Source organism: Saccharopolyspora sp. SCSIO 74807, assembly GCF_037023755.1.
GTDB classification, from domain to species: domain Bacteria; phylum Actinomycetota; class Actinomycetes; order Mycobacteriales; family Pseudonocardiaceae; genus Saccharopolyspora_C; species Saccharopolyspora_C galaxeae.
Genome location: NZ_CP146100.1, coordinates 4713732 through 4736853 on the forward strand (window position 1 = coordinate 4713732; position 23122 = coordinate 4736853).

18 protein-coding genes are annotated in these 23122 nt (G+C 70.3%); 12 read left to right on the forward strand and 6 right to left on the reverse strand.

Features of this window, described 5'->3' with window-relative positions; genetic code table 11:
• Positions 1-44: 44 nt before the first annotated feature.
• A complete protein-coding gene (locus V1457_RS21585) occupies positions 45-1538 on the reverse strand; it encodes a diguanylate cyclase (RefSeq protein WP_338596357.1) in 1494 nt (497 codons plus the stop codon).
• 196 nt (positions 1539-1734) lie between these two features.
• Here V1457_RS21585 and V1457_RS21590 point away from each other — a divergent pair, with 196 nt between their 5' ends.
• Positions 1735-2571 (forward strand): SAM-dependent methyltransferase, encoded by an 837-nt coding sequence (locus V1457_RS21590; RefSeq protein ID WP_338596359.1) that lies wholly within the window; start codon positions 1735-1737, stop codon positions 2569-2571.
• Between the two features lie 106 nt (positions 2572-2677).
• Here V1457_RS21590 and V1457_RS21595 read toward each other — a convergent pair whose 3' ends face one another.
• Positions 2678-3157, reverse strand: a complete 480-nt coding sequence (locus tag V1457_RS21595) for a hypothetical protein (protein WP_338596360.1) — start codon at positions 3155-3157, stop codon at positions 2678-2680.
• A 3-nt stretch (positions 3158-3160) separates the two neighbouring features.
• Positions 3161-7723 carry an RHS repeat-associated core domain-containing protein gene (locus V1457_RS21600; protein WP_338596361.1) on the reverse strand — a complete coding sequence of 1521 codons (4563 nt, stop codon included), beginning with the start codon at positions 7721-7723 and terminating at the stop codon, positions 3161-3163.
• Between the two features lie 206 nt (positions 7724-7929).
• On the opposite strand from V1457_RS21600, the gene V1457_RS21605 reads away from it, so the two are divergent.
• The 7 genes from V1457_RS21605 (at position 7930) to V1457_RS21635 (ending at position 16376) form a co-directional block, all read left to right on the forward strand.
• A complete protein-coding gene (locus tag V1457_RS21605; protein WP_200070420.1) occupies positions 7930-8688 on the forward strand; it encodes a DeoR/GlpR family DNA-binding transcription regulator in 759 nt (252 codons plus the stop codon).
• The gene (locus V1457_RS21610; RefSeq protein WP_338596363.1) at positions 8685-9632 is read left to right on the forward strand and encodes a 1-phosphofructokinase family hexose kinase; all 948 of its coding nucleotides are present in this window, start codon (positions 8685-8687) and stop codon (positions 9630-9632) included. The genes V1457_RS21605 and V1457_RS21610 overlap by 4 nt, the downstream gene beginning before the upstream one ends.
• Positions 9629-10084 carry a PTS sugar transporter subunit IIA gene (locus V1457_RS21615; protein ID WP_200070418.1) on the forward strand — a complete coding sequence of 152 codons (456 nt, stop codon included), beginning with the start codon at positions 9629-9631 and terminating at the stop codon, positions 10082-10084. The genes V1457_RS21610 and V1457_RS21615 overlap by 4 nt, the downstream gene beginning before the upstream one ends.
• Positions 10081-11544 carry a fructose-specific PTS transporter subunit EIIC gene (locus tag V1457_RS21620; RefSeq protein ID WP_338596364.1) on the forward strand — a complete coding sequence of 488 codons (1464 nt, stop codon included), beginning with the start codon at positions 10081-10083 and terminating at the stop codon, positions 11542-11544. The genes V1457_RS21615 and V1457_RS21620 overlap by 4 nt, the downstream gene beginning before the upstream one ends.
• Positions 11545-11603: 59 nt before the next feature.
• The gene (locus tag V1457_RS21625; protein WP_200070416.1) at positions 11604-11885 is read left to right on the forward strand and encodes an HPr family phosphocarrier protein; all 282 of its coding nucleotides are present in this window, start codon (positions 11604-11606) and stop codon (positions 11883-11885) included.
• 141 nt (positions 11886-12026) lie between these two features.
• A complete protein-coding gene (locus V1457_RS21630; RefSeq protein ID WP_338596366.1) occupies positions 12027-13592 on the forward strand; it encodes a glycoside hydrolase family 32 protein in 1566 nt (521 codons plus the stop codon).
• Positions 13593-13718: 126 nt separating this feature from the next.
• Positions 13719-16376 (forward strand): glycosyl hydrolase family 65 protein, encoded by a 2658-nt coding sequence (locus V1457_RS21635; RefSeq protein WP_338596367.1) that lies wholly within the window; start codon positions 13719-13721, stop codon positions 16374-16376.
• A gap of 27 nt (positions 16377-16403) precedes the next feature.
• On the opposite strand, the gene V1457_RS21640 is transcribed toward V1457_RS21635, so the two are convergent.
• Positions 16404-17399: a LacI family DNA-binding transcriptional regulator gene (locus V1457_RS21640; RefSeq protein ID WP_338596369.1), complete on the reverse strand. Its 996-nt coding sequence runs from the start codon at positions 17397-17399 to the stop codon at positions 16404-16406.
• Positions 17400-17589: 190 nt separating this feature from the next.
• Here V1457_RS21640 and V1457_RS21645 point away from each other — a divergent pair, with 190 nt between their 5' ends.
• The 3 genes from V1457_RS21645 to V1457_RS21655 all read left to right on the forward strand — a co-directional run bounded on the left by V1457_RS21645 (position 17590) and on the right by V1457_RS21655 (position 20366).
• Positions 17590-18771 carry a Gfo/Idh/MocA family oxidoreductase gene (locus V1457_RS21645; protein WP_338596371.1) on the forward strand — a complete coding sequence of 394 codons (1182 nt, stop codon included), beginning with the start codon at positions 17590-17592 and terminating at the stop codon, positions 18769-18771.
• A 15-nt stretch (positions 18772-18786) separates the two neighbouring features.
• The gene (locus V1457_RS21650) at positions 18787-19785 is read left to right on the forward strand and encodes a sugar phosphate isomerase/epimerase (RefSeq protein ID WP_338596373.1); all 999 of its coding nucleotides are present in this window, start codon (positions 18787-18789) and stop codon (positions 19783-19785) included.
• Positions 19786-19937: 152 nt separating this feature from the next.
• Positions 19938-20366, forward strand: a complete 429-nt coding sequence (locus tag V1457_RS21655) for a protein-tyrosine phosphatase family protein (protein ID WP_338596374.1) — start codon at positions 19938-19940, stop codon at positions 20364-20366.
• Between the two features lie 16 nt (positions 20367-20382).
• Here the strand turns inward: V1457_RS21655 and V1457_RS21660 are convergent, their stop codons facing one another.
• Positions 20383-21156 carry an enoyl-CoA hydratase/isomerase family protein gene (locus V1457_RS21660; protein ID WP_338596376.1) on the reverse strand — a complete coding sequence of 258 codons (774 nt, stop codon included), beginning with the start codon at positions 21154-21156 and terminating at the stop codon, positions 20383-20385.
• A 209-nt stretch (positions 21157-21365) separates the two neighbouring features.
• On the opposite strand from V1457_RS21660, the gene V1457_RS21665 reads away from it, so the two are divergent.
• Entirely contained in the window at positions 21366-22136 is a 771-nt protein-coding gene (locus V1457_RS21665; RefSeq protein WP_200073350.1) for a thioesterase family protein, read from the forward strand.
• A gap of 7 nt (positions 22137-22143) precedes the next feature.
• Here the strand turns inward: V1457_RS21665 and V1457_RS21670 are convergent, their stop codons facing one another.
• Complete coding sequence (locus tag V1457_RS21670; RefSeq protein ID WP_338596377.1) at positions 22144-23121, reverse strand: asparaginase; 978 nt, start codon at positions 23119-23121, stop codon at positions 22144-22146.
• Position 23122 lies beyond the last annotated feature (1 nt).

Sequence of the window (23122 nt, forward strand, 5' to 3'; positions counted from 1 at the left end):
CGCGCCGACGCTACCCACGCCGCCGAGGGCGGCAAACCGCGGCGTCAGCTCGCGGATCGCGCGGCGGTGCCGATGCGGTTCCGGCCTTCCCGCTTCGCCCGGTACAGCGCGTTGTCGGCAGCTTGCACGAGGTCTGGCAGCGCGCCTGCCGCGGAAGCCACGCCGATGCTCACGGTCACCTCCGCACCGGCCGCGCTGTCGCCGAGAACACCGCGCCAGTCGTGTTCGCCGACGCGGCGCCGGATCCGTTCCGCCGCGGCCGCACCTGCCGGTGGGCAGCCCGCCGCGCGGCTGTCGACGGCCAGCACGACGAACTCGTCACCCGACCACCTGCACACCAGGTCCTGATCGCGGCATTCGCGCCGCAGCAGCCTGCTCATCTCCTGCAGCGTCCGATCGCCCGCGGCGTGTCCCGCGCGGTCGTTGATGTCCTTGAAGTGGTCGACGTCGATCAGCACCAGCCACGGCACGACGGTTCCCCCGGCCCGGTCGAACAGCACCGTCGCGCGGTGCTCCAGGCCCCGGCGGTTGAGCAGGCCGGTCAGCGGGTCGCGGTCGGCCGCCTTCCGCGCGGCCTCTTCGCGCCGCTGCTCCCGCATGGACAGGTGGCGCTGTTCCAGCGCCTGCCCGAGACCCTCGTGCAAGGCGCGCACGGTCGTGCGCCCGGCCCCGATCATGCGGTGCAGCGCGGCGGCCTCGCCTGCCGGGTCGTCCAGCTCCCGGCACAGCGTCGCCAGCTGCCACGAGAACCGCCGGAACAGCCGGTATTCGCGAGTGCGCTGCACCGCGTCCACCGCCCGGTCGGCGAAGGCCCTGGCTTCGTGCAGGCGCCCCTGGCGCTTGCGGACCTCCACGAGGACGCGGTTCGCGAACGACAGCGTGTAGCAGTCCTCCGTCCGGCGGCTGAGCTCGAGTGCTCGCGTGGCGCGGCTCTCGGCCTCCTCCAGGGAGTCCAAGCTGGCCAGCACCCGCGCGCTCGCGGTCAGCGCCCGGCGGCGGGTCTGGCTCGGCGAGGCCAGCGACAGCGATTCCTCGCAGAGCGCCTGCACCGCGGTGAAATCGGCGCGGGTGGCGTCGGGGTCGTCGATCAGCCCGGCCAGCCGCGTGCCCGCCTCGCGCAGCAGGCAGTGCGCCAAGGTGTCGGGATCACCGCAACGGCGCGCCAGCCGCACCGCCGAGGTGCCCATCGCCACCGCGGAATCGTGGCTGCCCACCGACCCCAGCAGATAACCGAGCATCCCGACCGCGTGCGCCGAGCTCGCGTCGTCTGCGCTTTCCAGGTCGAGCCGGGACCACCCTTCGGCGGCCAGCTGGATCGTCCGCGGGATGCGGTCCAGCCGCGCGGCCAGCAGCGCCCGGTTCACCAGGACCACGGCCCGGGCGTATCCGGCCTCGTCCGGCGCGGCCGGTATGCGGTCGAACGCGGCTTCGGCCTCCTCGAAGCGGCCGGCGTCCAGCAACAGCCAGATCCGCCGCTCCGCTGCGGGAACGACCCCTGCCAGCAGCGGATCCTCGGGTTCGTCCTGGCAGCTGCTCACCTGTCGACCCCCCGCGTCGCGGCTGGTCCAAGGATAGGTGGCTCGCGACCCGGGGTACCGGCTGCGAGCGGTAGCGAATTGCTCGCCGGCGGTCGTTCTCGGCATTTCGGGCGATGTGGCACGCAGTGTCGAGACGGCGCGGTGATCCGTTCTATGATCGACACTCTGCCCGCGGTACGAGCAACAGGTGGTGGACGTGAGCGACCCGGTCTTTTCCCGGCTTTCCAGCGGGCGGGCGCCGGTCCCGTCGCAGATCGACACGAGCGTTCCTTCGATCGCGCGGGTCTACGACTACCTGCTCGGCGGGAAGGACCACTACGAGGCGGATCGGCAGTCGTGCCGGACGATGATCGAGGCGGTCCCGGAGACACCGCTGCTGGCGAAGGCCAACCGCGCGTTCCTGCGCCGGGCGGTGCGGTACCTGGTCGGTGAGGCCGGCGTGCGCCAGCTCGTCGACATCGGCTCCGGCCTGCCCACCGCGGGCAACGTGCACGAGGTCGCGCAGCGCATCGATCCGGAAGTCCGGGTGCTCTACACCGACAACGACCCGATCGTGCTCGCGCACGGGCGCGCGTTGCTGCCCGCCGACGAGACCACCGGACTCATCCACGCGGACCTGCGCGACCCGGACGCGATCTTCGACGACCCCGAGACTCATCGGCTGATCGACCCCGACCAGCCGTTCGCAGTGCTGCTCGGCGGAATCCTCATGCACCTCGAAGCCGAGGAGGACCCGGACGGCGTCGCCGCCCGCATCCGCGACCGGCTGCCCTCGGGCGGCTACCTGATGGCCTCGAACACCTGCGACACCGGCGAGCCGCACGCCCGCGACCTCGCCCGCGCGTTCGCCGAAGGCGGCATGGGCTCGAACTGCTTCCGCACCCGCGAGCAGCAGTTGCACTACTTCGACGGCCTCGAACTGATCGAACCCGGCCTGGTGCCGAACAACCAATGGCGACCGGACGAGGACTTCCCGGACCCGCAGAACCCGGCACACGCCCTGCACATCGGCGCCATCGGCCGGAAACCCTGAGCGGCCCTCGGTACGCCCGGGTGGGAAGGTTCCGACCTAGCGCTGAGGGACATCCCGCACGTCGCTTGCTGCCGGGATTCAGCGTGTTCGACGAGTGGGAATCTGCTTAGTCGATATACGGAGAGGGAAAGTTTTCCGTCACAAAAAGACCGGATTCTCTTATTTCTGAGATTTCGCTTGCATCGTTTCCGCTGGAGCCGATGTACATGTAGTAATCATATCCGACATGTACGTAGAACCGCTCTCCGTTCTCCAGCTTGCACCAAACCGGCCCTTCGCGAAGCATCATCCTGCAGAGCTCCAAGCCCTGATCAATGGTGACGAGTCCCCCCTCCCGCACGGAGACTCCGCTGTCCTCGTCGACCTCCAGGTCCCGGACTTCTAGTGAGCTAACCCCAGATGAGGAAGCCAGCAAGCGAATCGCTTCCAGGTAAGCGGACTCGGTGCGGCGATAATCCGAATGTGTCAGGATCGCACCGTCGAACTCCTTTCCTATCTCGGACATCGAAGTCCAGTCGTCGCCCTCGTAAGCGCCACCCGCACCGTATAGTTCGGGGTCGTACTTGGTGATCTTGTATTGGTGCATCTGTCAATCCCCGACCTGGTAGAGTTCCCATGGCTCGTCCGTCCCCCGTGGTCGCCCCAGACCGAGGGTTCCGTCACGAGTTTGCTTCGAGCCGAGCGCCCGCACACTCTTGGCAACCTTGAAAAGGCCACCACTGTGGCCGTCCACATCATAACTGTAGTATTTCTTGCCGTCGGTGAACACGGGCTGGCCGTGACTCTTGTTGGGCTTCGATTCGAGTGGCTTGAGCCCTACGAACTTGGCGAGATCTTTCTGCTGCGCTGGACTGAGCTTCCCCGCAGGGCTAGCTGGCCCTGTGTGTCGGACTGCATTTTCTATGCATTCCTTGGGGGCGAGACCGAGCGGATCGATCCACACTTGCGGGTTGATCACGTACCGGTGTGCGTCAGGGCCACCAGCAAGACCCACCGGATCAGCGCTCGAATATCTTCCGATGGAAGAATCATAATGGCGGTAAAAGTTGTAATTAAATCCTGTTTCGGGGTCGAAATACTGGCCGGGAAACCGCAGCGGCACGCGCGTTGCGACAGAATTTTGCAGGACGGTTCCGCCCCACAATGCCGTCCGATCGATCCAGTCAATGCTACCGCGGCCATCGACTGTTTCCGACGGGCTTCCGGAGAGATCGGCGACAATGGAAAAGAAATTCTCGTCCACCCACTGCTGAGGCGCGTCGTGCGCGGCGGTGCGTCCATTCTGGGTCAATGGCCGAAACGTTCCAGGTTGATAGTCCCATGCGGTCGCCTTCGCATCCGTAAGAACGGTCCCGCCAGGATCGAATTCAGTGTGCTCTTGCTCTGCCAGAACCGTGCCGTCCCAACTGAATTTGATCTGCTCGACGACTTCGGGGCCTTCTGGATCAAAACGTTCCTTCGCCACTCGCCGTCCCAGGGCATCGTATCGATATCGCCATCGTTGTCCGTCGGGAGTTACTACGGCGGTCAATCGGTCGTCGGTGTCCCAGAAGTACTGCCAAGTGGCCGGCTTTCGCGACAGACGCTTCTGCTGACGGAGCACCATCCGTCCTTGGTCGTCGTGTTCGTAACGGACCTTGCCCGCTCGGCGGATCAAGGTTCCCGTGTACTCGCGTTCTCCGTGGGCTTCGGAGTCGTAGGACTGCTCCGGGCTCGGCCACGCCGCGTTCGTGACATTGCCCGCAGAGTCGTATGCGTAGCGCTCGGTCCAACCCCGGCCCTGTACTGCCGTCACTCGCCCAGCTCGGTCGAGGGTGAAGGTGCGGTCGCCGGTGAGTCGGTCTTCGATGCCGGTGAGGTAGCCGTCGGCGCGGTATTGGTAGGCGCGGTGCTGGGTTCGTTTACCGCCTTGACCGATCAACGTTTGTGACTTGAGCTGATGGTTCGCATCCCATGCCTGGGTAAGGACCGCCTCGCCGCCGATGGAGCGGTGGATCTCGCGACCCGCCGCGTCGTGGTCGAACCGAATCGTGCGGCCTGCGGTGTGCAGCGCGACCGGGTTGCTGTTCGCGTCGTATTCCCAGTCGGTTTCCGCCCCGGACGGGGTGACGCGCCGGGTTCGACGCCCCAACATGTCATAGGCCGAAGTCAGGGTGCGCCCGTTGATGGTTTCGCTCAGCACACGTCCTGCCGGATCGCGTTCAAAGGTCACGTACGCATCCGAGTTGATCGCATGGCGGAGCCTTCCGGCTTCGTCATACGTGAACGTGGCACTCGTGTCGCCCCCACGGCGTTCGACGACGTCGCCGAGCAAGTTGTGGTTGAACGTCGTCGTCTCGCCCGCCCCATTGGTTCGTTCGACGAGTTGGCCCGCAGCGTCGTGACGGTAGGTGAGAGTGCGGTCGTTGAAGTCCGTCTCGGAGACCAGACAACCCGTGGCGTCGTAGTCGTAGCGCCAGACGAGGCCCTGCTCGTTGGTCACGTTTACGAGGCGGAGTTCGGTGTCATAGCGAAATTCGAGCCGCGTGCCGTCCGGGCGCACCTCCGCTGAGGGCAGGTCGAAATGAGTTACGTCTGTGGACGTGCACTGCCCGAGCGCGTCGACATGGGTGCGGAGATTGCCCTCCCCGTCGTAGAGCCACCGCTCAGTGGCGCCATCAGGCAGGATGCGCCACGCGGGTTTGCCGTCGACGGTCCAGCCCAAGCGGGTCGCCCCGCCGACCGGGTCGGTGATCACGACGACGCGACCGAATGCGTCACGTTCGTACCAGGTCGTGGCGCCGAGCGGGTCAGTGATCGCGGTCGCCAAGCCCGTAGCATCTATCTCAACGCGAGTGGTGTTCCCCAGTGCGTCGGTGACGTTGACGAGATGGCCATTCCGATCGTATTCACAGGTAGTGGCCGCATCCGCCGGATCGACAGACCGGGTCAGGTTCCCGCGTTCGTCGTATTCGTTACGCGTAATCGCACCGTCCGGAGCGATAAGCGTGATCGGGAGTCGGAGGTCGTTGTATTCGGCTCGGATGCGGCTTCCGTCCGGGCGGATGACGGAGGCGACGTTGCCGTCCTCGTCGTACTCGTAGTTGGTGGTGCGGCCCAGCGGGTCGGTGCGGGCGAGGAGGCGGCGGTGTTCGTCCCATTCGGAGTGGGTTTCGGCGCCGTGTGGGTCGATTTCGCGGGTGACTTGGCCGTCGTTGTCGAGGTGGTAGGCGGTGGTGTGGCCGAGGGAGTCGGTGACGTGGGTGATCGCGTTGTCGAGGTCGTAGTCGAAGGTGGCCGACAGCGAGCCGCCGGAGCCTTCGGTGCGCACGCACCTGCCCTCGGCGTCGTAGGTGTAGCGGTACCAGCAGTCGTTGCGGTCGGTCCAACCCGTGATGCGCCCGGCGTCGTCGTAGTCGAGCGTCAACGGTTGGCCGGAGGCGTTGATGACTTCGGTGAGCCGCTCGCCGTGGTAGCGGTAGCGCATCAGGGCCACGTCCGCACCGTTGTCGGCGTCGCACAGGTACAGCGCGGTCACCAGGCGGTTGGTGGTCTCGATCCGGATGCGGTAGCCACCACTGTGCTCGATCTCGGTGGGTAATCCGGTGTCGTCGTGGTGAAAGTCGATGCGGTGGCCGTTGCGGTCGGTGATCGCCGTGAGCGGCCAGTGGGTGTCGTGCTGGGTGAAGTGCAGCTGCTGGCCCAGGGGCACGTCGGTGATCGTGTAGCCGCCGTCGTCGGTGCGGGTCAGCGGCCAGCGCGGGCCCTCGGCCGGGTAGACCTCCACACCGGGCATCGGGTCCGGGTAGCACAGGGCGAGCCCGTCTTCGGAAGCGAAGTACACGCCCTCGGCGTCGACCTCGAGCCGCTGGTCCAAAGTGGACGCCCAGCTGGGGCCGAACGCGAGCCCGATCCGATACGACGACAGATGGGTGCGGCGCAGGATCAGCGGCAGCAGCCCGCCGAGTTCGACATCGGTCTGGGTCATCACCATGCGGCCGCTGTCGATGTCGATCGGGTCCTTGCACAGCGGCATCTCCCGGGTCGTCTTCGACAACCCCGCCGCATCACCCGCGTGTTTGGTGCCGCGCAGGCCCTTGGCGGCCTTCGACAAGCCCCCGATGGCTTTGCTGCCGAGTTTCGCGACTCGTCCGAACGGTATGACGGTTAATGCGGTGTCGACGAGTATCGAGGTGAGGCTGCCTTCGCCGGTGGCGGCGTAGATACCGGCGTCGATGGCCAGCGCGGCGCCGCCGGTGATGCCGGCGGCGATGAGGAAGGCGCCGCCGACGGCGTTGCCGACGACCGGGATCGCCTGCAGGACCAGACCGACGACCGCGAGCGCGCCCGAGACGACCTTCAGCGCCGAGGAGATCTCCTTGAGCACATCCTTGTTCTCGCGGATGAAGTCCTGCCCCTGCCCGATGAGGTCGTAGCTGGCCGGGGGCTCTTTGAACCGCATCCCCTTGGCCTCGTGGATGCGATTCGTGCACTCACGGGCCGCAGCGGTCATCTCCGTGCGCAGGCCGTTGGCCTTGTCCACGCAGTCCTGCCACGCCGCCCGCGCCGACGACAACGCCGCCGAGGCGTCCCCGGTATCCGACTCATACGCAGGGCCCGGCGGCGGAGCCTGCCCGGCCGGAGCATGAGCCGCCTTCTCCCGCTCCGCCTGGGCATGAGCACGGTCGGCCGACTCCGCCCGCTCCACACGACCCTCGCTGGCCTTGAGCTGCTCCCACAAGCCAGGCGCCTGATGCGCTAGCGGTCGCATCTTGCCCTGCAGCTCCGACAACCGCGACGAGAAGGTGTTCAGCGCCGTGCCGACCTGGCTGAACGCCGTGCCGGTCACCCGCAGGTCCGGCGGCAACTCCGAATCGATCTTCTCCCGGAACTGCTCCGCCTCCGGACCCTGGAACTGACCCGTGTCCATGCTGGTGATCCGCTCGGCCGCGTGCGCCGCGGACTCGCCGAAACGGTCATACCGGCGGGCCGAACCCGCGATCGCCTCCGGCGACCCGCCCAGCGAGAACAAATGCTCCGGAAAATCCGCCATCGCAACCCCCACCACACGAACCCACGCCGAGACGGCGCGCACAGACGATCCGGCCAACGGCAACAGGCACGAACAAAGCGCATTGAGCAAGCGCTCGCACGCGACTGCACCCGTGATCACGACAGATCATCGCGAGTCTACGACACCACCCGGACCCGCCGAGGCCGAACGGAAATCCCGCGATCCACGACCGCAGCGACGTAGCCGAACCGATGCCGGCCGCGAGGTGCCGCCTCCGAGTGGTCGATCATCCGCGCAGCCTTGACAACATGTCGACACAGGGCACAATCAGGCAACAACAAATCTTGAAGCGGAGGAAAACGGGCATGTACGGGGCCGAGCGGCAGCAGCTGCTGGCGCAGCGGGCGCGGCGCGACGGGCGCATCGACGTCATGGCCGCGGCGGCCGAGCTCGAGGTCGCACCGGAGACGATCCGGCGCGATCTCGGCGCGCTCGAACGGCAGGGGCTGGTGCGCCGCGTCTACGGCGGAGCCATCCCGGTGGGCCGCATCGACTTCGAACCGGGCGTGACCCAGCGCGACAAGACCAACGCCGCGGAGAAGGAACGCATCGCCCGCGCCGCGGTCGACCTGCTGCCGCAGCGCGGCACGCTGCTGCTCGACGCGGGCACCACCACCGGCAGGCTGGCCGGGCTGCTGCCCAGCGATCGCGAATACACCGTCGTGACGAACTCGCTGCCGGTGGCCACCCAGCTCGCCAACCGGACCAACTGCACGCTGCACATGCTCGGCGGGCGCATCCGAGGCACCACGTTGGCCTCGGTCGAGTCGTGGGCGCTGGACGTGCTGGCGGGGCTGACCGTGGACGTCGGGTTCTTCGGCACCAACGGCTTCTCCGCTCACCGCGGATGCACCACGCCGGACACCGCGGAAGCGGCGGTGAAGGCGGCGATGGTCGCGGCCAGCCGCAGGCGCGTGCTGCTGGCCGACCACAGCAAGTACGGCGACGACCAGTTCAGCCGCTTCGCCCGGATCTGCGAGATGGACGCCGTGGTGAGCGATGAGGCGTTGGACGCCGAGGCCCGCGCCGAACTCGCCGCGGAGACCGAAGTGGTCCCGGCATGATCGTCACGGTCACCCCGAACCCGAGCCTGGACCGCACCGTCGCGGTGGACCGGCTGGTTCCGGGCACGATCCACCACGCCGGTGCCGCGCGCCTGGACCCGGGCGGCAAGGGCGTGAACGTGGCCCGGGCGCTGGCGGCGGCGGGCAGCCGCACCGTGGCCGTGCTGCCCACCGGCGGTGCCGAGGGCGCCGAGCTGGCCGAACTGCTCACGTCCGAAGGCGTCCCGGTGGCCGAGGTGCCGATCGCGCGGTCGATCCGCAGCAACCTCGCCGTCGTCGAAGCCGACGGGACCACGAGCAAGTTCAACGAGCCCGGCCCGGAACTGACCGGGACCGAACAAGCCGCGCTCGAAGCGCGTTCCGCCGAACTCGCCGAAACGGCGGATTGGCTGGTCACCTGCGGGAGCCTGCCCGCGGGCGGCGCGGACGACCTGCACGCGCGGCTTGTGGCCGCCGGGCGCGCCGCGGGCACGCGCGTGGCGGTCGACGCTTCCGGCGCGGCGCTGACCGCTGCCTGCGCGGCCGGGCCGGACCTGATCAAGCCGAACCTGCAGGAACTGTCCGGGCACGTCGGCAGACCGCTGCCGCGGCTCGGCGACGTGCTCGACGCCGCTGGCGAGATCCGGTCGTGCGGGGTGCGGGCGGTCCTGGTCAGCCTCGGCGAGCACGGGGCGCTCCTGGCGGAGTGCGGCGGAGCCTGGCACGCGACGAGCCGGGCGGTTCCGGCGGTGCTCAGCACCGTCGGAGCGGGAGACGCGACGCTCGCGGGTTTCCTGCGAGCGGGGGGATCCGGGCCCGCGGCCCTGCGCGCGGCGGTCGCCTACGGCACCGCCGCGGTCGGGCTGGCGGGCTCCCGGATGCCCGCCCCGCACCAGGTGCGCACGGCACGGGTGCGGGTGCACGAAGTGGACGAGACGTTGAGCCTCACTGGAGCGGCGGCATGACCCCCACCGAACTGATCACGCCCGGCCTGGTCGACCTCGACCTCGCGGCCGACGACCGGCGCGCGGCCGTGCGCTCGATGGCGCAGCGGGCCGTCGACGCCGGGCGGATCACCGACCTCGAACGGTTCCTGGCCGATGTGCGGGCCCGGGAGGAGCAGATGGCGACCGGGCTGGAAGGCGGCATCGGCATCCCGCACTGCCGCTCGGCCGCGGTGACCGAGCCGACGCTGGTGTTCGCCCGCAGCACCGCGGGGGTCGATTTCGGCGCCGACGACGGCCCGGCGACGCTGATCTTCCTCATCGCCGCGCCGGAAGGTGGCGGGGAGGAGCACATGACCGTGCTCGCCGCGCTCGCCCGGCGGCTGGTGCGCGAGGAGTTCACCACGGCGCTGCGCCGGGCCGACGATCCGGCGGCGCTGGCGCAGTACGTGCGCCAGGAGGTCTCGCCGTGAAGTTCGTGGCCGTCACCGCCTGCCCCACCGGAATCGCGCACACCTACATGGCGGCCGAAGCCCTGGAGCAGGCGGCGAAGGACGCAGGCGCCGAGATCCGGGTGGAGACGCAAGGCTCGGCCGGGTCGAGCCCGCTTTCCGAGGCCGACGTGCGGGCGGCGGACGCGGTGATCTTCGCTGCTGACGTCGGCGTGCGGGACCGCGAGCGTTTCGCGGGAAAACCGATCGTCGAAGCCGGCGTCAAGCAGGCCATCAACGACGCCGCGGGTCTGCTCGAACGCGCAGACACGGCAGCCGAGCACAAGCCCGAAGCCGCCGAAGCGGCGGCGCCGGACGATTCCGGAGCAGCCGAACTGGGCAGCAAGGTGCAGGCGGGCGCAGGTCCGGCCGCACGGCTGCGCCAATGGCTGATGACCGGCGTGAGCTACATGCTGCCGTTCGTGGCCGCGGGCGGACTGCTCATCGCGCTGAGCTACGCGCTCGGCGGCTACCAGATCACCGAGGCACCACCGGTCACCGAGCACTTCGACGCGGCGAGCGCGCAGAGCTGGGCGGCACTGGCCAACCAGATCGGTCAGCAGGCGTTCGACTTCCTGGTGCCGGTGCTCGCCGGCTTCATCGCGTTCGCGATGGCCGAGCGCCCGGCGATCGCGCCCGGGTTCGTCGGCGGCGCGGTCGCGGTGACCGTCGGCGCCGGGTTCCTCGGCGGGCTCGTCGCGGGCCTGCTGGCCGGTGCCGTGGTCGCCGCGCTGGTGCGGATTCCGGTGCCGCGGGCGGTCGCCGGGATCATGCCGGTGGTGGTGCTGCCGCTGCTGGGCTCGCTGCTGGTCGGCGCGATCATGTTCGTGCTGGTCGGCAAGCCGATCGCCGCGGCGATGAGCGGGCTGACCGGCTGGCTCAGCGGCCTGTCCGGAACCAACGCCGCGCTGTTCGGGGCGCTGCTGGGCGCGATGATCGCGTTCGACATGGGCGGACCGGTCAACAAGGTCGCCTACACCTTCGCCGTCGGCGGGCTGAGCATCGCCAGCGAGACCTCGCTGGAGGTCATGGCCGCGGCGATGGCTGCGGGGATGGTGCCGCCGTTGGCGCTGGCGCTGGCCTCTGCGGTGCGCGCGAAGCTGTTCACCGCGGCCGAGCGCAACGCCGGTCGAACGGCGTGGTTGCTGGGCGCATCGTTCATCACCGAAGGCGCGATCCCGTTCGCGGCGGGCGACCCGCTGCGCGTGATCCCGCCGGTCGTGCTCGGCTCGGCCACCACGGGTGCGCTGTCGATGGCCGCAGGTGCCACGTTGCGCGCCCCGCACGGCGGGGTGTTCGTGCTGCCGCTCGCCGGGCACCTGTTGCCGTACCTGGGTGCGATCGTCGCGGGCGTCGTGGTCGCGGCGGGGGCGGTGCTGCTGGCCAAGCGGCTCCGGCGGACCGAGCGGACCGGCGCCGCCGAAACCGCCGTCGCAGCCTGAATTCGCTGCGCGGGAAGCAGCTCGAGGGTTTTCGCACCGACGGACTGAGAGGCATTTCCATGAATCGTCGCGCCACGATCGCCGCCGCGGTCGGCCTGCACGCCCGGCCCGCCGCCCTGCTGGCTTCGGCCGCTGCCGGGCAGCCCGCCGCGGTGACCATCGCGAAGGTCACCGATGATCGTCCCGGCGACCCGGTCGACGCGAGCAGCGTGCTCGGCTTGATGACGCTCGGCGCCCGGCAGGGCGAGCAGGTGGAGCTGAGCTCGGAAAGCGCCGAAGCGCTCGACGAGCTGGTCGCGCTGCTCGAACGGGACCTCGACGAGGAACCCGCGGCCACCTAGGCCTCCCCAGGAATCCGAGTTCCTGCGTCAAGCAGCTGATGCTCCTCAGCGAACGCAGGTTCCGAGAACGCGCGGTGATGTCGGCCGAGTCCCAACCGCAGCACAACGCTCTGATCGGAAGGCTTGATCAAGGAGGATCGAGTGCGCGACCAACCCGCATGGCAGCAGCGATCGGACGCTTTCAGGGCCGCAACGACACCCGGTGGCCGGGCGCTGAACCGCCGCGGTTTCCTCGTCGGCACCGGAGCCCTGCTCGGCCTGGGCCTCGCCCCGGCACCGGCTCGCGCCGCGGCGACGCCGCATTGGCGACCGGCGGTGCACTTCACCCCGGCGCGCAACTGGATGAACGACCCGAACGGCCTGGTGCACCACGACGGCGAGTACCACCTCTTCTTCCAGCACAACCCGGAAAGCACGGCGCACGCGAACCTGAGCTGGGGGCACGCGGTCAGCACCGACCTGGTCCGCTGGCAGGAGCTGGACGTCGCGCTGCGGCCGGACGAGCTCGGCGAGGTCTACTCGGGCAGCGCCGTGGTCGACCACCACGACACCAGCGGGTTCTTCGACGGCGGCGCGGGACTGGTCGCCATCTACACCAGCGCGGGCGAAACCCAGCAGCAGAGCATCGCGCACAGCGCCGACCGCGGGCGCACCTGGACCAAGTACGAGGGCAACCCGGTCATCCCGAACCCGGGCGTCGAAGACTTCCGCGACCCGAAGGTCTTCTGGCACGAGCGGTCCGCGCAGTGGATCCTGCTGCTCGCGGCCGGGGACCGCATCGTGTTCTACGGCTCGCCGAACCTCCGGGAATGGCACCGGCTCAGCGAGTTCGGCGCCGCAGAAGGCGCGCACGGCGGCGTGTGGGAGTGCCCGGACCTGTTCGAGCTGCCAATGGACGGTGATCCGGCGGACACGCGGTGGGTGCTGATCGTCAGCATCAACCCCGGCGGTCCCGCCGGCGGTTCGGCGACGCAGTACTTCCTCGGCGACTTCGACGGGACGACCTTTTCCGCGCAGGGCCCGGCCGACGGGGTGCGCTGGGCGGAGCGGGGAGCCGACTTTTACGCTCCGCAGTCCTTTTCGGACGTTCCAGCCGCGGATGGCAGGCGGCTGTTGATCGGCTGGCTGAGCAACTGGGACTACGCCGAGCAGGTGCCCACGGATCCCTGGCGCGGAGCGATGACCGTGCCGCGGCAGGTCGGCCTCACCGCGACCGCTTCCGGGGTGCTGCTGACCCAGCAGCCGGTCGCCGAGCTGGAGTCCCGGCGTGCGGGGGTGCGGCGATGGCGAGGCGTCCTCGGCGAATCGGCGCCGGAGTTCACCGGAACCGCGCTCGACGTCGTCGCCGAGTTCCGGCTCGGGACGGCGAGCGCGTTCGGGTTCGACGTGTTCGCCGGCGGTGGACGGCGCACCCGAGTGGGCTACGACGCGGATGCGGGCGAGCTCTTCGTCGATCGCACGCAGTCCGGATCGGCACCGGTCGGCCCCACGTTCCCGGCACGGCACGGCACGCCGCTGGACCCGGCGGGCGAGGTGCTGCGGATCCGGTTGCTCGCGGACCGCTGCTGCGTGGAGGTGTTCGGGGACCGGGGGCAGGCGGTGCTCACCGACCTGGTGCTGCCGGATGCGGGTGCGGACCGCCTGTGCTTGTTCTCCGATGGAGGCCGGGTCGAGGTCATCTCGCTGGAAGTGCACGAACTCGCTTGACGAGACGGTTTCGCCGCCCGGCGCCCGCCGAACCGGGAACTGCGCCGCGAACCCGGTATTGACTGAACCCGTGACAGAGTGTTGGCTCTCCGGCTGTTCGTGCCGGCCCAGGACAAAGGTGTCTCCATGCGACTGACGCGCTTCGGGGGAGTGTTCGGCGGCACCGTGCTGGCGATCGCGACCACGGTGGCCCCCACTCCGATGCAAGCCGTTCCGGCCCAGCCGCCCGCCGATTGCGCCGCCGGGCCGGGGTGGGAGCTGTCCACCGGCGAGTTCGACAACACCTACACCCGGCACGCCTTCGTCGGCAACGGCTACCTCGGGCAGCGGGTTCCGCCCGCCGGGATGGGCTACATGGCCACCGGCGAGGAGACCGGGTATCCGCTGAAGACGCCGCGGCTCGACGGTGCTTTCGTCGCCGGGCTCTACGGGCTCGCGCCGACGGACCAGACGCCGAAGGACCGGCACTCGATCGCGGCGATCCCGACCTGGTCGACGCTCGGTGTCGGCGTCGGCGACCAGGAATACGGCGCATACACGCCGCCGGAGCAGATCTCGCACTACCGGCAGACCCTCAACGTCCGATGTGGACTGCTGCGCACCGAGCTGACCTGGACCGCCCCGGACGGCCGGGCCACCGACCTGGTCTACGAGGTGGTGGCCGACCGCGCGCACGAGCGCGTGGGCGCGGTGCGGGTCCGGATGACCCCGCGCTGGGACGGCCAGGCGCGGGTCACCGACGCGATCGACGGCGCAGGCGCGCGCCGGATGCAGCCGACCGGTGGTGACGCGAACGGCGACACGGTCCGGGTCGGGTTCTCCACCGACGGTGTCGGCGCCAAGGGGACCGTGGCGTCGACGCTGCGGCCGGGCTCGGGCGTCGACGTCACCGAGCACCGGCGCAGCGTCGACGGGCTGACCGCCGAGCACACCGTGGATTTCCCCGTCGAACAGGGCGAAACCTACGAGCTCGGCAAGTTCGTCGGAGTCGACACCTCGCCGCAGCACGCCACTTCGGCCGTGTCGGCCTCGCACGACGCCGCCCGCCGCGGCTGGCAGGACCTGTTCAGCGAGCACGTCCAGCGGTGGCTGCGGCTGTGGGACAGCGACATCCGCGTCCCGGGGCGCCCGGACCTGCAGAACTCGTTGCGCTCGACGCAGTACGCGCTGCTGTCGAGCGTGCGCGAAGGGCAGGACACCAGCATCCCGCCCGCCGGGCTCAGCAGCGACAACTACGCGGGCCTGATCTTCTGGGACACCGAGCTGTGGATGTACCCGAGCCTGCTGCTGCAACACCCGGAACTGGCCAAATCGGTGGTCGAGTACCGCGAGAAGACGCTGCCCGCCGCGCGCGCCAACGCGGCCGCTCTCGGCCAGCGCGGCGCCTTCTACCCGTGGACCAGCGCGGACACCGGTGATCTGGAGAAGGACTGCCACAGCTGGGATCCGCCGCACTGCCGGACGCAGAACCACCTGCAAAGCGACGTGGCGCTGGCGGCGTGGCAGTACTACCTGGCCACCGGTGACCGGCAGTGGCTGCGCGAGCACGGGTGGCCGGTGCTGCAGAGCATCGCGGAGTACTGGACCGGCCGGGTCACCCCGAACCCGGACGGCAGCTACTCGATCAACAACGTCGCCGGGCCCGACGAATACAGCAACGGCGTCAACGACGGGGTTTTCACCAACGCCGGAGCGGCCACCGCGCTGCGCCAGGCGGCGGAAGCCGCTCGCGTGCTGGGCGGGCAGGCACCCCCGCAGTGGACCGAGATCGCCGACAAGCTGCGCATCCCGTTCGACCCGCAGCAGCAGGTGTTCCAGCAGTACGACGGCTACCAGGGGGGCAAGATCAAGCAGGCCGACACGGTGCTGCTGCAATACCCGCTGGAATGGCCGATGTCGCCGGAGGCGGCGGCGAACACGCTGGACTACTACGCGCCGCGCACCGATCCGGACGGCCCGGCGATGACCGACGCGGTGCACGCGATCGACGCCGCCGCGGCAGGCGAACCCGGCTGCGCCACCAACACCTACCTGAACCGCTCGATCCGGCCGTTCGTGCGGGAACCGTTCGCGCAGTTCTCCGAGGCGCGCGGGGATCAGGCGGGGGAGGGCGCCGGTGCGCCCGCGCTGAACTTCCTGACCGGAGGCGGCGGGTATTCGCAGGTGTTCACCTTCGGGCTGACCGGCCTGCGCTGGCGCGCGGACGGCGTCGCGCTCGACCCGATGCTGCCGCCGCAGCTGCCGCGAGGCGTCGAGCTGACCGAATTGCATTGGCAGGGCAGGACTTTCGACGTCCGCGTCGGCCCGGAGACGAGCACCGTCGAACTCCGCGGGGGAGAGCCGTTCACGGTGCACGCGCCCGACGGTGCGCACGTCGTGAGCGAGGCGGCGCCGCTGAGCCTCAAGACCCGCCGCCCGGACCGTGCTCCGACCGACGACCTCGCCCGCTGCAAGACCGCGACCGCCACGTCCGAGGACGCGGGCAAGTACGCCGAAGCCGCGGTCGACGGCAGCCCCGCCACGACGTGGGAACTGGACGCCACCGGCCCGGGATCGCTGACCGTCGATCTCGGCGCACCGCAGCAGATCTCCCGCATAACGCCACAGTGGACGGACACGAAGCCGGTGTCGTCGCGCCTGCTGACCTCTGTGGACGGTGTGCACTTCCGGGAAGCCGCGCCGGAAATGCCGGAAGGCCGCACGGCGCGGTTCGTCCGCGTCGAGCTCACCAACCCGGAAGGCGAGGGCAACGCGGGCCTGCGGGAGGTGACGGTGCAGCCGTGACCCGGAGATTCCGTCCACGAAGGACCTTCACTCCCGCGGCGGTCCCGTGGTGTCCCGCACGACCAGGCGCGTCGGCACCACCACGTCCTGCCCGGACGGTTCCTCTCCCTCGGTGGTCGCGAGTTCGACCGCGGTCCGGGCCAGCCGGGCCGCGTCCTGGCTCACCGAAGTGAGCCGGACCGTCGCCAGCGCGGCGGTCCGGGTGTCGTCGTAGCCGACGACGGAAACCTCGCCGGGCACCGCGATTCCCCGCGAACGCAGGGTCAGCAGCAGGCCGAGCGCGATCATGTCGTTGTGCGCGAGCACCGCCGTGGGCGGGCCGCCCTGCGCGAGCAGGTGCTCCGCGATCCCGATCCCGGATTCCTCGGTGGGTGCACCGCCGATGACCCGGGGCTCGAGTCCGCGCGTTCGCATCGCCTCGGCGTACGCCGCGCGGCGGACCGCGCTCATGGCGCAGTCCCCGCCGTCGGCGTAGGCGATGTCGCGATGGCCCAGCGAGACGAGGTGCTCGACGGCGTCGGTGATGCCCTGCTGATCGTCGGCGCGCACCGAATCCGCCCGGCCCGCCCGCAGTTGCGAGCCGATGGTGACCACTGATGCCCGAGTGGTCAGCTCGGCCAGCTGCCGCTCGGACAGCGCCGGGCTGATCAGCAGCAGCGTGCGGGCCCGGTCCCGCAACAGGCTCTCGGCGGCGTCGGTCTCCGAGCGGGTCGCGGTCGCCGCGCTGAGCACGAGGTCGTGCTCGCAGCCGTCCGCGGCGCGGTAGAGGTTGTCCACCACGTCGGTGTGGAAGGGCTGGTCCAGGGCGAAGGTCACGCCCAGCACCCGCGGCTGCTGCCTGCGCAGCAGGCTGGCTTGCCGGTCGGCGCGGAAGCCGAGCCGTCGCGCGGCTTCCAGGATGCGTTCCCTGGTCGGCTCCGAGACGCCGGAAGCGCCGCGCAGCGCGACCGAGGCCGAGGAGACCGAGGTCCCGGCGGCGCGGGCGACGTCCACGATCGTCGCCCGGCCGGAGTTGGTGGGCACTTGGCTGACCTCCTGTGTGCGGAGCCCCCGGAGCCCCGCTGAGTATGTATTGACATAAGGACCATAGCTGCCTAATGCCCGCCGTCGCAGGTTACCGAAACGTTTCGGTAGAACTCTTCCCGCTCCCGCACCTCCCCGACTCCGGTCGCCCCTCCGGGCCCGGCCTCGGGCGACGAGAGGACTCCACCCGATGTCCGAGCAACCGCTGTCGGTCGCCGTGATCGGCGCCGGCATGGCCGGGCGCAGCCACGCGGCCGGTTATCGGCAGGTCAACACGGTTTTCGGCGCGGGGCTGCCGCCGGTGCGGCTGGCCGCGATCGCCGACGCCGACCCCGATCTCGCCGCCGACGCTGCCCGCCGCTACGGCTACGAGCGGGCGGTCTCCGGCTGGGAGACGATCGCCGCGGACCCGTCGATCGACGCGGTCAGCATCGTCGTCGGCAACGACCTGCACCGGCCGATCGCCGAAGAGCTGATCCGCGCGGGCAAGCACGTGCTGTGCGAGAAGCCGCTGGCCGGTTCGATCGCCGACGCGGAGGCGATGGTGGCCGCCGAACGAGCCGGCGACGTGGTGACCTCGGTCGGCTACACCTACCGCCGCTCACCGGCGCTCGCCGCGATCCGCGGGCACGTGCGCGACGGCGAACTGGGCGAGCTGAGCCTGTTCAACGGCCGCTACTGGGCCGACTACGCCGCCGACCCGCGCGGTCCGCTTAGCTGGCGGTTCAAGGGCGGCCCCGGCAGCGGCGCGCTCGGCGACCTCGGGGCGCACCTCATCGACGTCGCCGAGCACGTCTGCGGCCCGATCTCGTCGGTCACCGGCGGGCTGCTGTCCACGCAGATCCCGCAGCGGCCGGTTCCGCTCGGCCCGGTGGTCGGGCACGAACCGGCTCCGGTCGGTGCCGAGCTGGGAGAGGTCGGCAACGAGGACACCGCGGCGTTCACCGCGCGGTTCGGCTCCGGGATCACCGGCTCGTTCTCCGTTTCGCGCACCGCGTTCGGAATGCCCAACGGGCTGGCCGTCGATGCCTGCGGGGTGTCCGGGCGGGCGTCGTTCGACTGGCACCGCCCGGCGGAGTACACCTTCGACGACGCGCAGCCCGAAGCGCGCACCCGCGGTGCCCGGCAGGTCATCGCCGGGCCGCAGCTGCCCTACTTCGCGGGCGGCTACCCGATGCAGGCGCCGGGCAACGGCGGCGGCAACGCGGAGATGTTCGTTTACCAGTGCCGCGCGTTCCTCGATCAGATCGCGGGCATCGCCGACCCGCTGCCCGCGTGCGCCACCTTCGCCGACGCCCTGCACACCATGAACGTGATCCGCGCCGTCGTGCGTTCCGCCGAGGACGGCGGCGCCGCGGTCGAGGTCGCCTGAACCGGAGGTACCGCGATGCCGCTGAAACTCGGTGCTTACACCGCCTGTCTGCACGACCGCCCGCTCGGAGACGTCCTCGACGTGCTCGCGGCCAACGGGTTGAGCTCGGTCGAGGTCAACACCGGTGGTTTCCTGCCAGCGCCGCACTGCCCGGTGGACCTGCTGCTGTCCTCGGAGGCCGCCAGGCGGGACTACCTGGCGGGCTTCGCCGCGCGAGGCATGGAGCTGACCGGGCTCAACTGCAACGGAAACCCGCTCAACCCGCTACCCGGCGTCGGCCCGAAGCACGCGAACGACCTGCGCCGCACCATCGAACTCGCCGGGCTGCTCGGGGTGCGCAACGTGGTGACCATGTCCGGCACTCCCGGCTCCGACCCGGCGGCGAAATACCCGTCGTGGGTGGTGAACCCGTGGGACGGCGTCTACCTGGACGTGCTGGACTACCAGTGGGGCGTGGCCGCCGAGTTCTGGACGGAGATCGACGGGCTGGCGCGGGCCCGCGACGTGCGGGTCGCGGTCGAGATGCACCCGCACAACCTGGTGTTCTCCCCGGTGACGCTGACCAGGCTGGTCGAGCTGACCGGTGCGACCAACGTCGGTGCCGAGATGGACCCTTCGCACCTGATGTGGCAGGGCATGGACGTCGCGGCCTGCATCCGCCACCTCGGGCCGCTGGTGTTCCACGCTGCGGCCAAGGACGCCGAGATCTGCCCTGGGGCCGATGTGCGCGGCGTGCTGGACACGTCGTTCTCCCGGGTGCCGGCCGATGCGCCCGGCAAGGTCCCGACCGGTATCGGGCACTGGGCCAACGCTTGGCCGCAGGACCCGGCCTGGAAGTTCGTCGCAGTGGGCGTCGGGCACGACGTCGCGTACTGGAGCGGATTCCTGACCGCTCTGTCCGAAGTGGACCCCGACATGGCCGTCAACATCGAGCACGAGGACGCCGACTACTCCCAGCTCGACGGGCTCGGGATGGCCGCGGAGACGCTGCACGCCGCGGTGGCGAAGATGTGAGGCCCGGTCCTTGCTCGTTGCCTGAAAGCTCTGCTGGGCGGCTCCGCCGCGGTGGGTTCGGATTCCGATTCGATCCATTGTGGATAAAGGTCGGTCGCGCTTCGCGAGCATCCGATCATTCGCAGTGGTGTTCGGCGGAATACGCTGGGCTGATGGACACGACCTGGGACCCTGCGGCGACCGGTGTGCTGCGCTTGCCGTCCGGACGGCTGGTGCGCGGCCGCGGGCTGCGAAATGGGTTGCCCGCCGGACCGAAACCCGACTTCGCGCTGTACCTGCGCGGGCGCAGGCCGCCGGAGACGGAGTGGGAGAGCCGCTGGCTGCGCTGGCCGGACTTCTGGTTGCCGACCGACCGCGCCGTTTTCGGCGCGGCGCTGCGGGAGGCGCTGGAGCGTTCGGAGACCGAGCGGGTCGAGATCGCCTGCGGCGCCGGGTTCGGCCGCACCGGTACGGCGCTGGCCTGCTTGGTGGCGATGGACGGGCCGTCCGAGCACGATCCGATCTCCTACGTGCGCGAGAACTACTCGAAGCGCGCCGTGGAGACGCCTTGGCAGAAGCGGTTCGTCGGCCGCTTCTCGTGAGCCGGGGCGCGTGCGCTCAGCCTGCTTCCGGAGCGGGTCGACTCGGCCGGCGGCTGCTGCGGTAAGCCGCGACGGCTTCGGCGGTCGCGGGCTCGCGGAAGACCTCGGCGAACACGTCGACGCTGGTGTCGACGCTGCGCTGCAAGCCGTCGTTGAGCCAGGTCTCGAACAGCGACTTCTGCGCGGCGATCACCTCGGCCGTGTGCGCGGTGACCGATGCCAGCAGTTCCAGCGCCACCGTCCGCAACCGTCCCGGTTCCACCGTGCGGTTGGCGAGGTCGTGGCCCGCGAAGGTGCCCAGCGGGTAGAGCTCGCCGGTCAGAACGAGTTCTTTGGCCTTGGACAGGCCGATGTACTGGTGCAGCAGCGCGGCCTCGACCACCGACGGGATGCCGAGCTTGACCTCGGGCAACCCGACGCGCACCCCGTGGTGGGCGACCCGCAGATCGCAGGCCAGCGCCAGCTCGAACGCCGCGCCCACGCAGTGGCCGTTGAGCACCGCGACGGTCGGCACCGCGCAGTGCCGGACTTCGGCGAGGCAGTCGCGCACCCGCGAGATCACCGCTCGCCCGTCGTCCGGGCCTGCTTCGGCGAAGGTGTCCACGTGCATCCCGCCGGAGAACACGTGCCCGCTGCCGGTGAACGCGATCGCCCGCGCCCGGCCGTGCACGCCGCGGACGGCTTCGGCGACCTGCTCCAGATCGTCCAGGTGCAGGGCGTTGCCGCTTTCCGGGCGGTCGAAGGTGATCCAGCGGACGTCGGCTTCGTCCGCAACACGAGGCTGTCCCACGGTGCCTCCACAACGTGCCGGGTGAAGCGTCCAGTTCTGCTCCTCGGTGCCCGCCACGGTCAAGTGCCGGGGCCGTCGAATGCCGGAGCCCTCGATGACGGCGCAGCCCCCAATGATGCCGAGGCCCACCAAAACACCGCGTCCCTCGAAGACACGGTGCGCGATCGGGTAGGAAGGTGCCGGCAAGCATCCGCGCGAAAGGTTCAGCAGTGGCAGACGCGTTCTACGTGCCCAGTGGCGACGGCTTCAGCTCGACCGACAGCACGGCCGGGCCGTGGGCGCCGGACGCGCAGCACTTCGGACCACCGGCGGCGCTGCTGACCAGGGAACTGGAAGGCTGCGGCGACGACGGTGGGGCGCTGGCGCGCATCACCGTCGAGATCCTCGGCCCGGTCCCGATCGCTGAACTGCGGACCGGCGCGCAGGTGGACCGGCCCGGCAAGTCGGTGCAACTGCTGTCCGCCGAGCTGCGCACCGCCGACCGGGCGGTGGCGAGGGCTTCGGCGTGGCGGTTGGCGAGCACCGACACCTCGGCGCAGGCCAGCGGAGCGGCACCGGCTTTGGCGCCGCCGCAGGACGGCGTGCCGTTCGGGCGTCCGGAGGGCTGGTCGCCCGGCTACATCGACGCGGTCGAATGGTGCGCCCTGTCCGGTTCGTTCCAAGAGCCCGGCCCGGCGACCGTCTGGGCCAGGCAACGGATTCCGCTCGTGTCCGGGGAAGAGCCGACGCCGCTGCAACGGCTGATGACGATCGCCGACTCCGCCAGCGGCGTGTCCACCTGGCTCGACCCCACCCGATTCCTGTTCATCAACACCGAACTCACCGTGCACGTCCAGCGCGAACCGGTCGGCGAGTGGATCGGCCTGGACGCGCGCACCGTTCTGGGGCCGAACGGCACGGGCACGGCCGTCTCGGTGATCCACGACGAGCAGGGCCAGGTGGCCAACAGCAGCCAAACCCTGCTGGTCCGGCCGCGCTAGCGCGCGTTCACGGTTCCGCTGCGAACCGCGCCTTGATGGCCGGGCGATCGGCGTCCGCCGCGAGCAGGACGGTCAGCAGCAGCCGCGCTTTGACCCCGTCGAAGGCGACGCCGCTGATCAATCCGCGGCCGAGCAGGTCCTGCTCGGAACCGGGGAATCCGTAGGTCGCCTCGTAGAGTTCACCGCCACCGGTCCGGCCGGCGAACACGACCGGGATCCGCTCGTTCAGCTCCGCGAGCGAGTCCACGGCGAAGCTCGGCACGTGCCCACCGCCGAACACTTCGAGCACCATCCCGTCGTGCCCGGCGGCGTGCTGCGGCAACAGCGGGCCGGACCCCAGCCCGAACTTGACGATCCCCACCGACGGCACCCGCTCGCCCAGGACCTGCAGCGGCGGCGGGTGGTGGCGCGGCGCCAGCGGGATCCGCACCTTGCCTTCGTGCACCCGGCCGACGGGCCCGGCGTTCGGCGAGTCGAACGCGGTGACGCTGGAGCTGTGGGATTTCCGCACGTAGCGCGCCAAGTGGATCTCGTCGGCCAACACGACCAGCGGCCCGAGCCCCTCGGCTTGCGGCGCGGCGGCCACGCGGACCGCGGCCAGCAGGTTGGCCGGGCCGTCCGCTCCCGGCAGGGAAGGGTTGCGCATCGCCCCGGTGAGCACGACCGGCGGGCCGCCCGCGCCGAGCAGCAGGTCGAGCAGGTAGGACGTCTCTTCCAGCGTGTCGGTGCCCTGCGTGATCACGAACCCGTCGGCGGGCCGGGTGCGGATCACCTCGGCGAGCTCGGTCACGTCGCGGACCGTCAGGTCGCCGGACGGGGACGTGCGCAACGACTCCGCTTCGATCCGGGCGGATTCGCCGATGCCGGGCACGGCCGCGAGGAGTTCCTCCGGGCCGAGCCGGGGGACGGCTGCGCTCCGGCCGGACTCCGGCACCGACGCGATGGTTCCACCCAGCGCCAGCACGAGAACGCGCGGTTTCGGCATC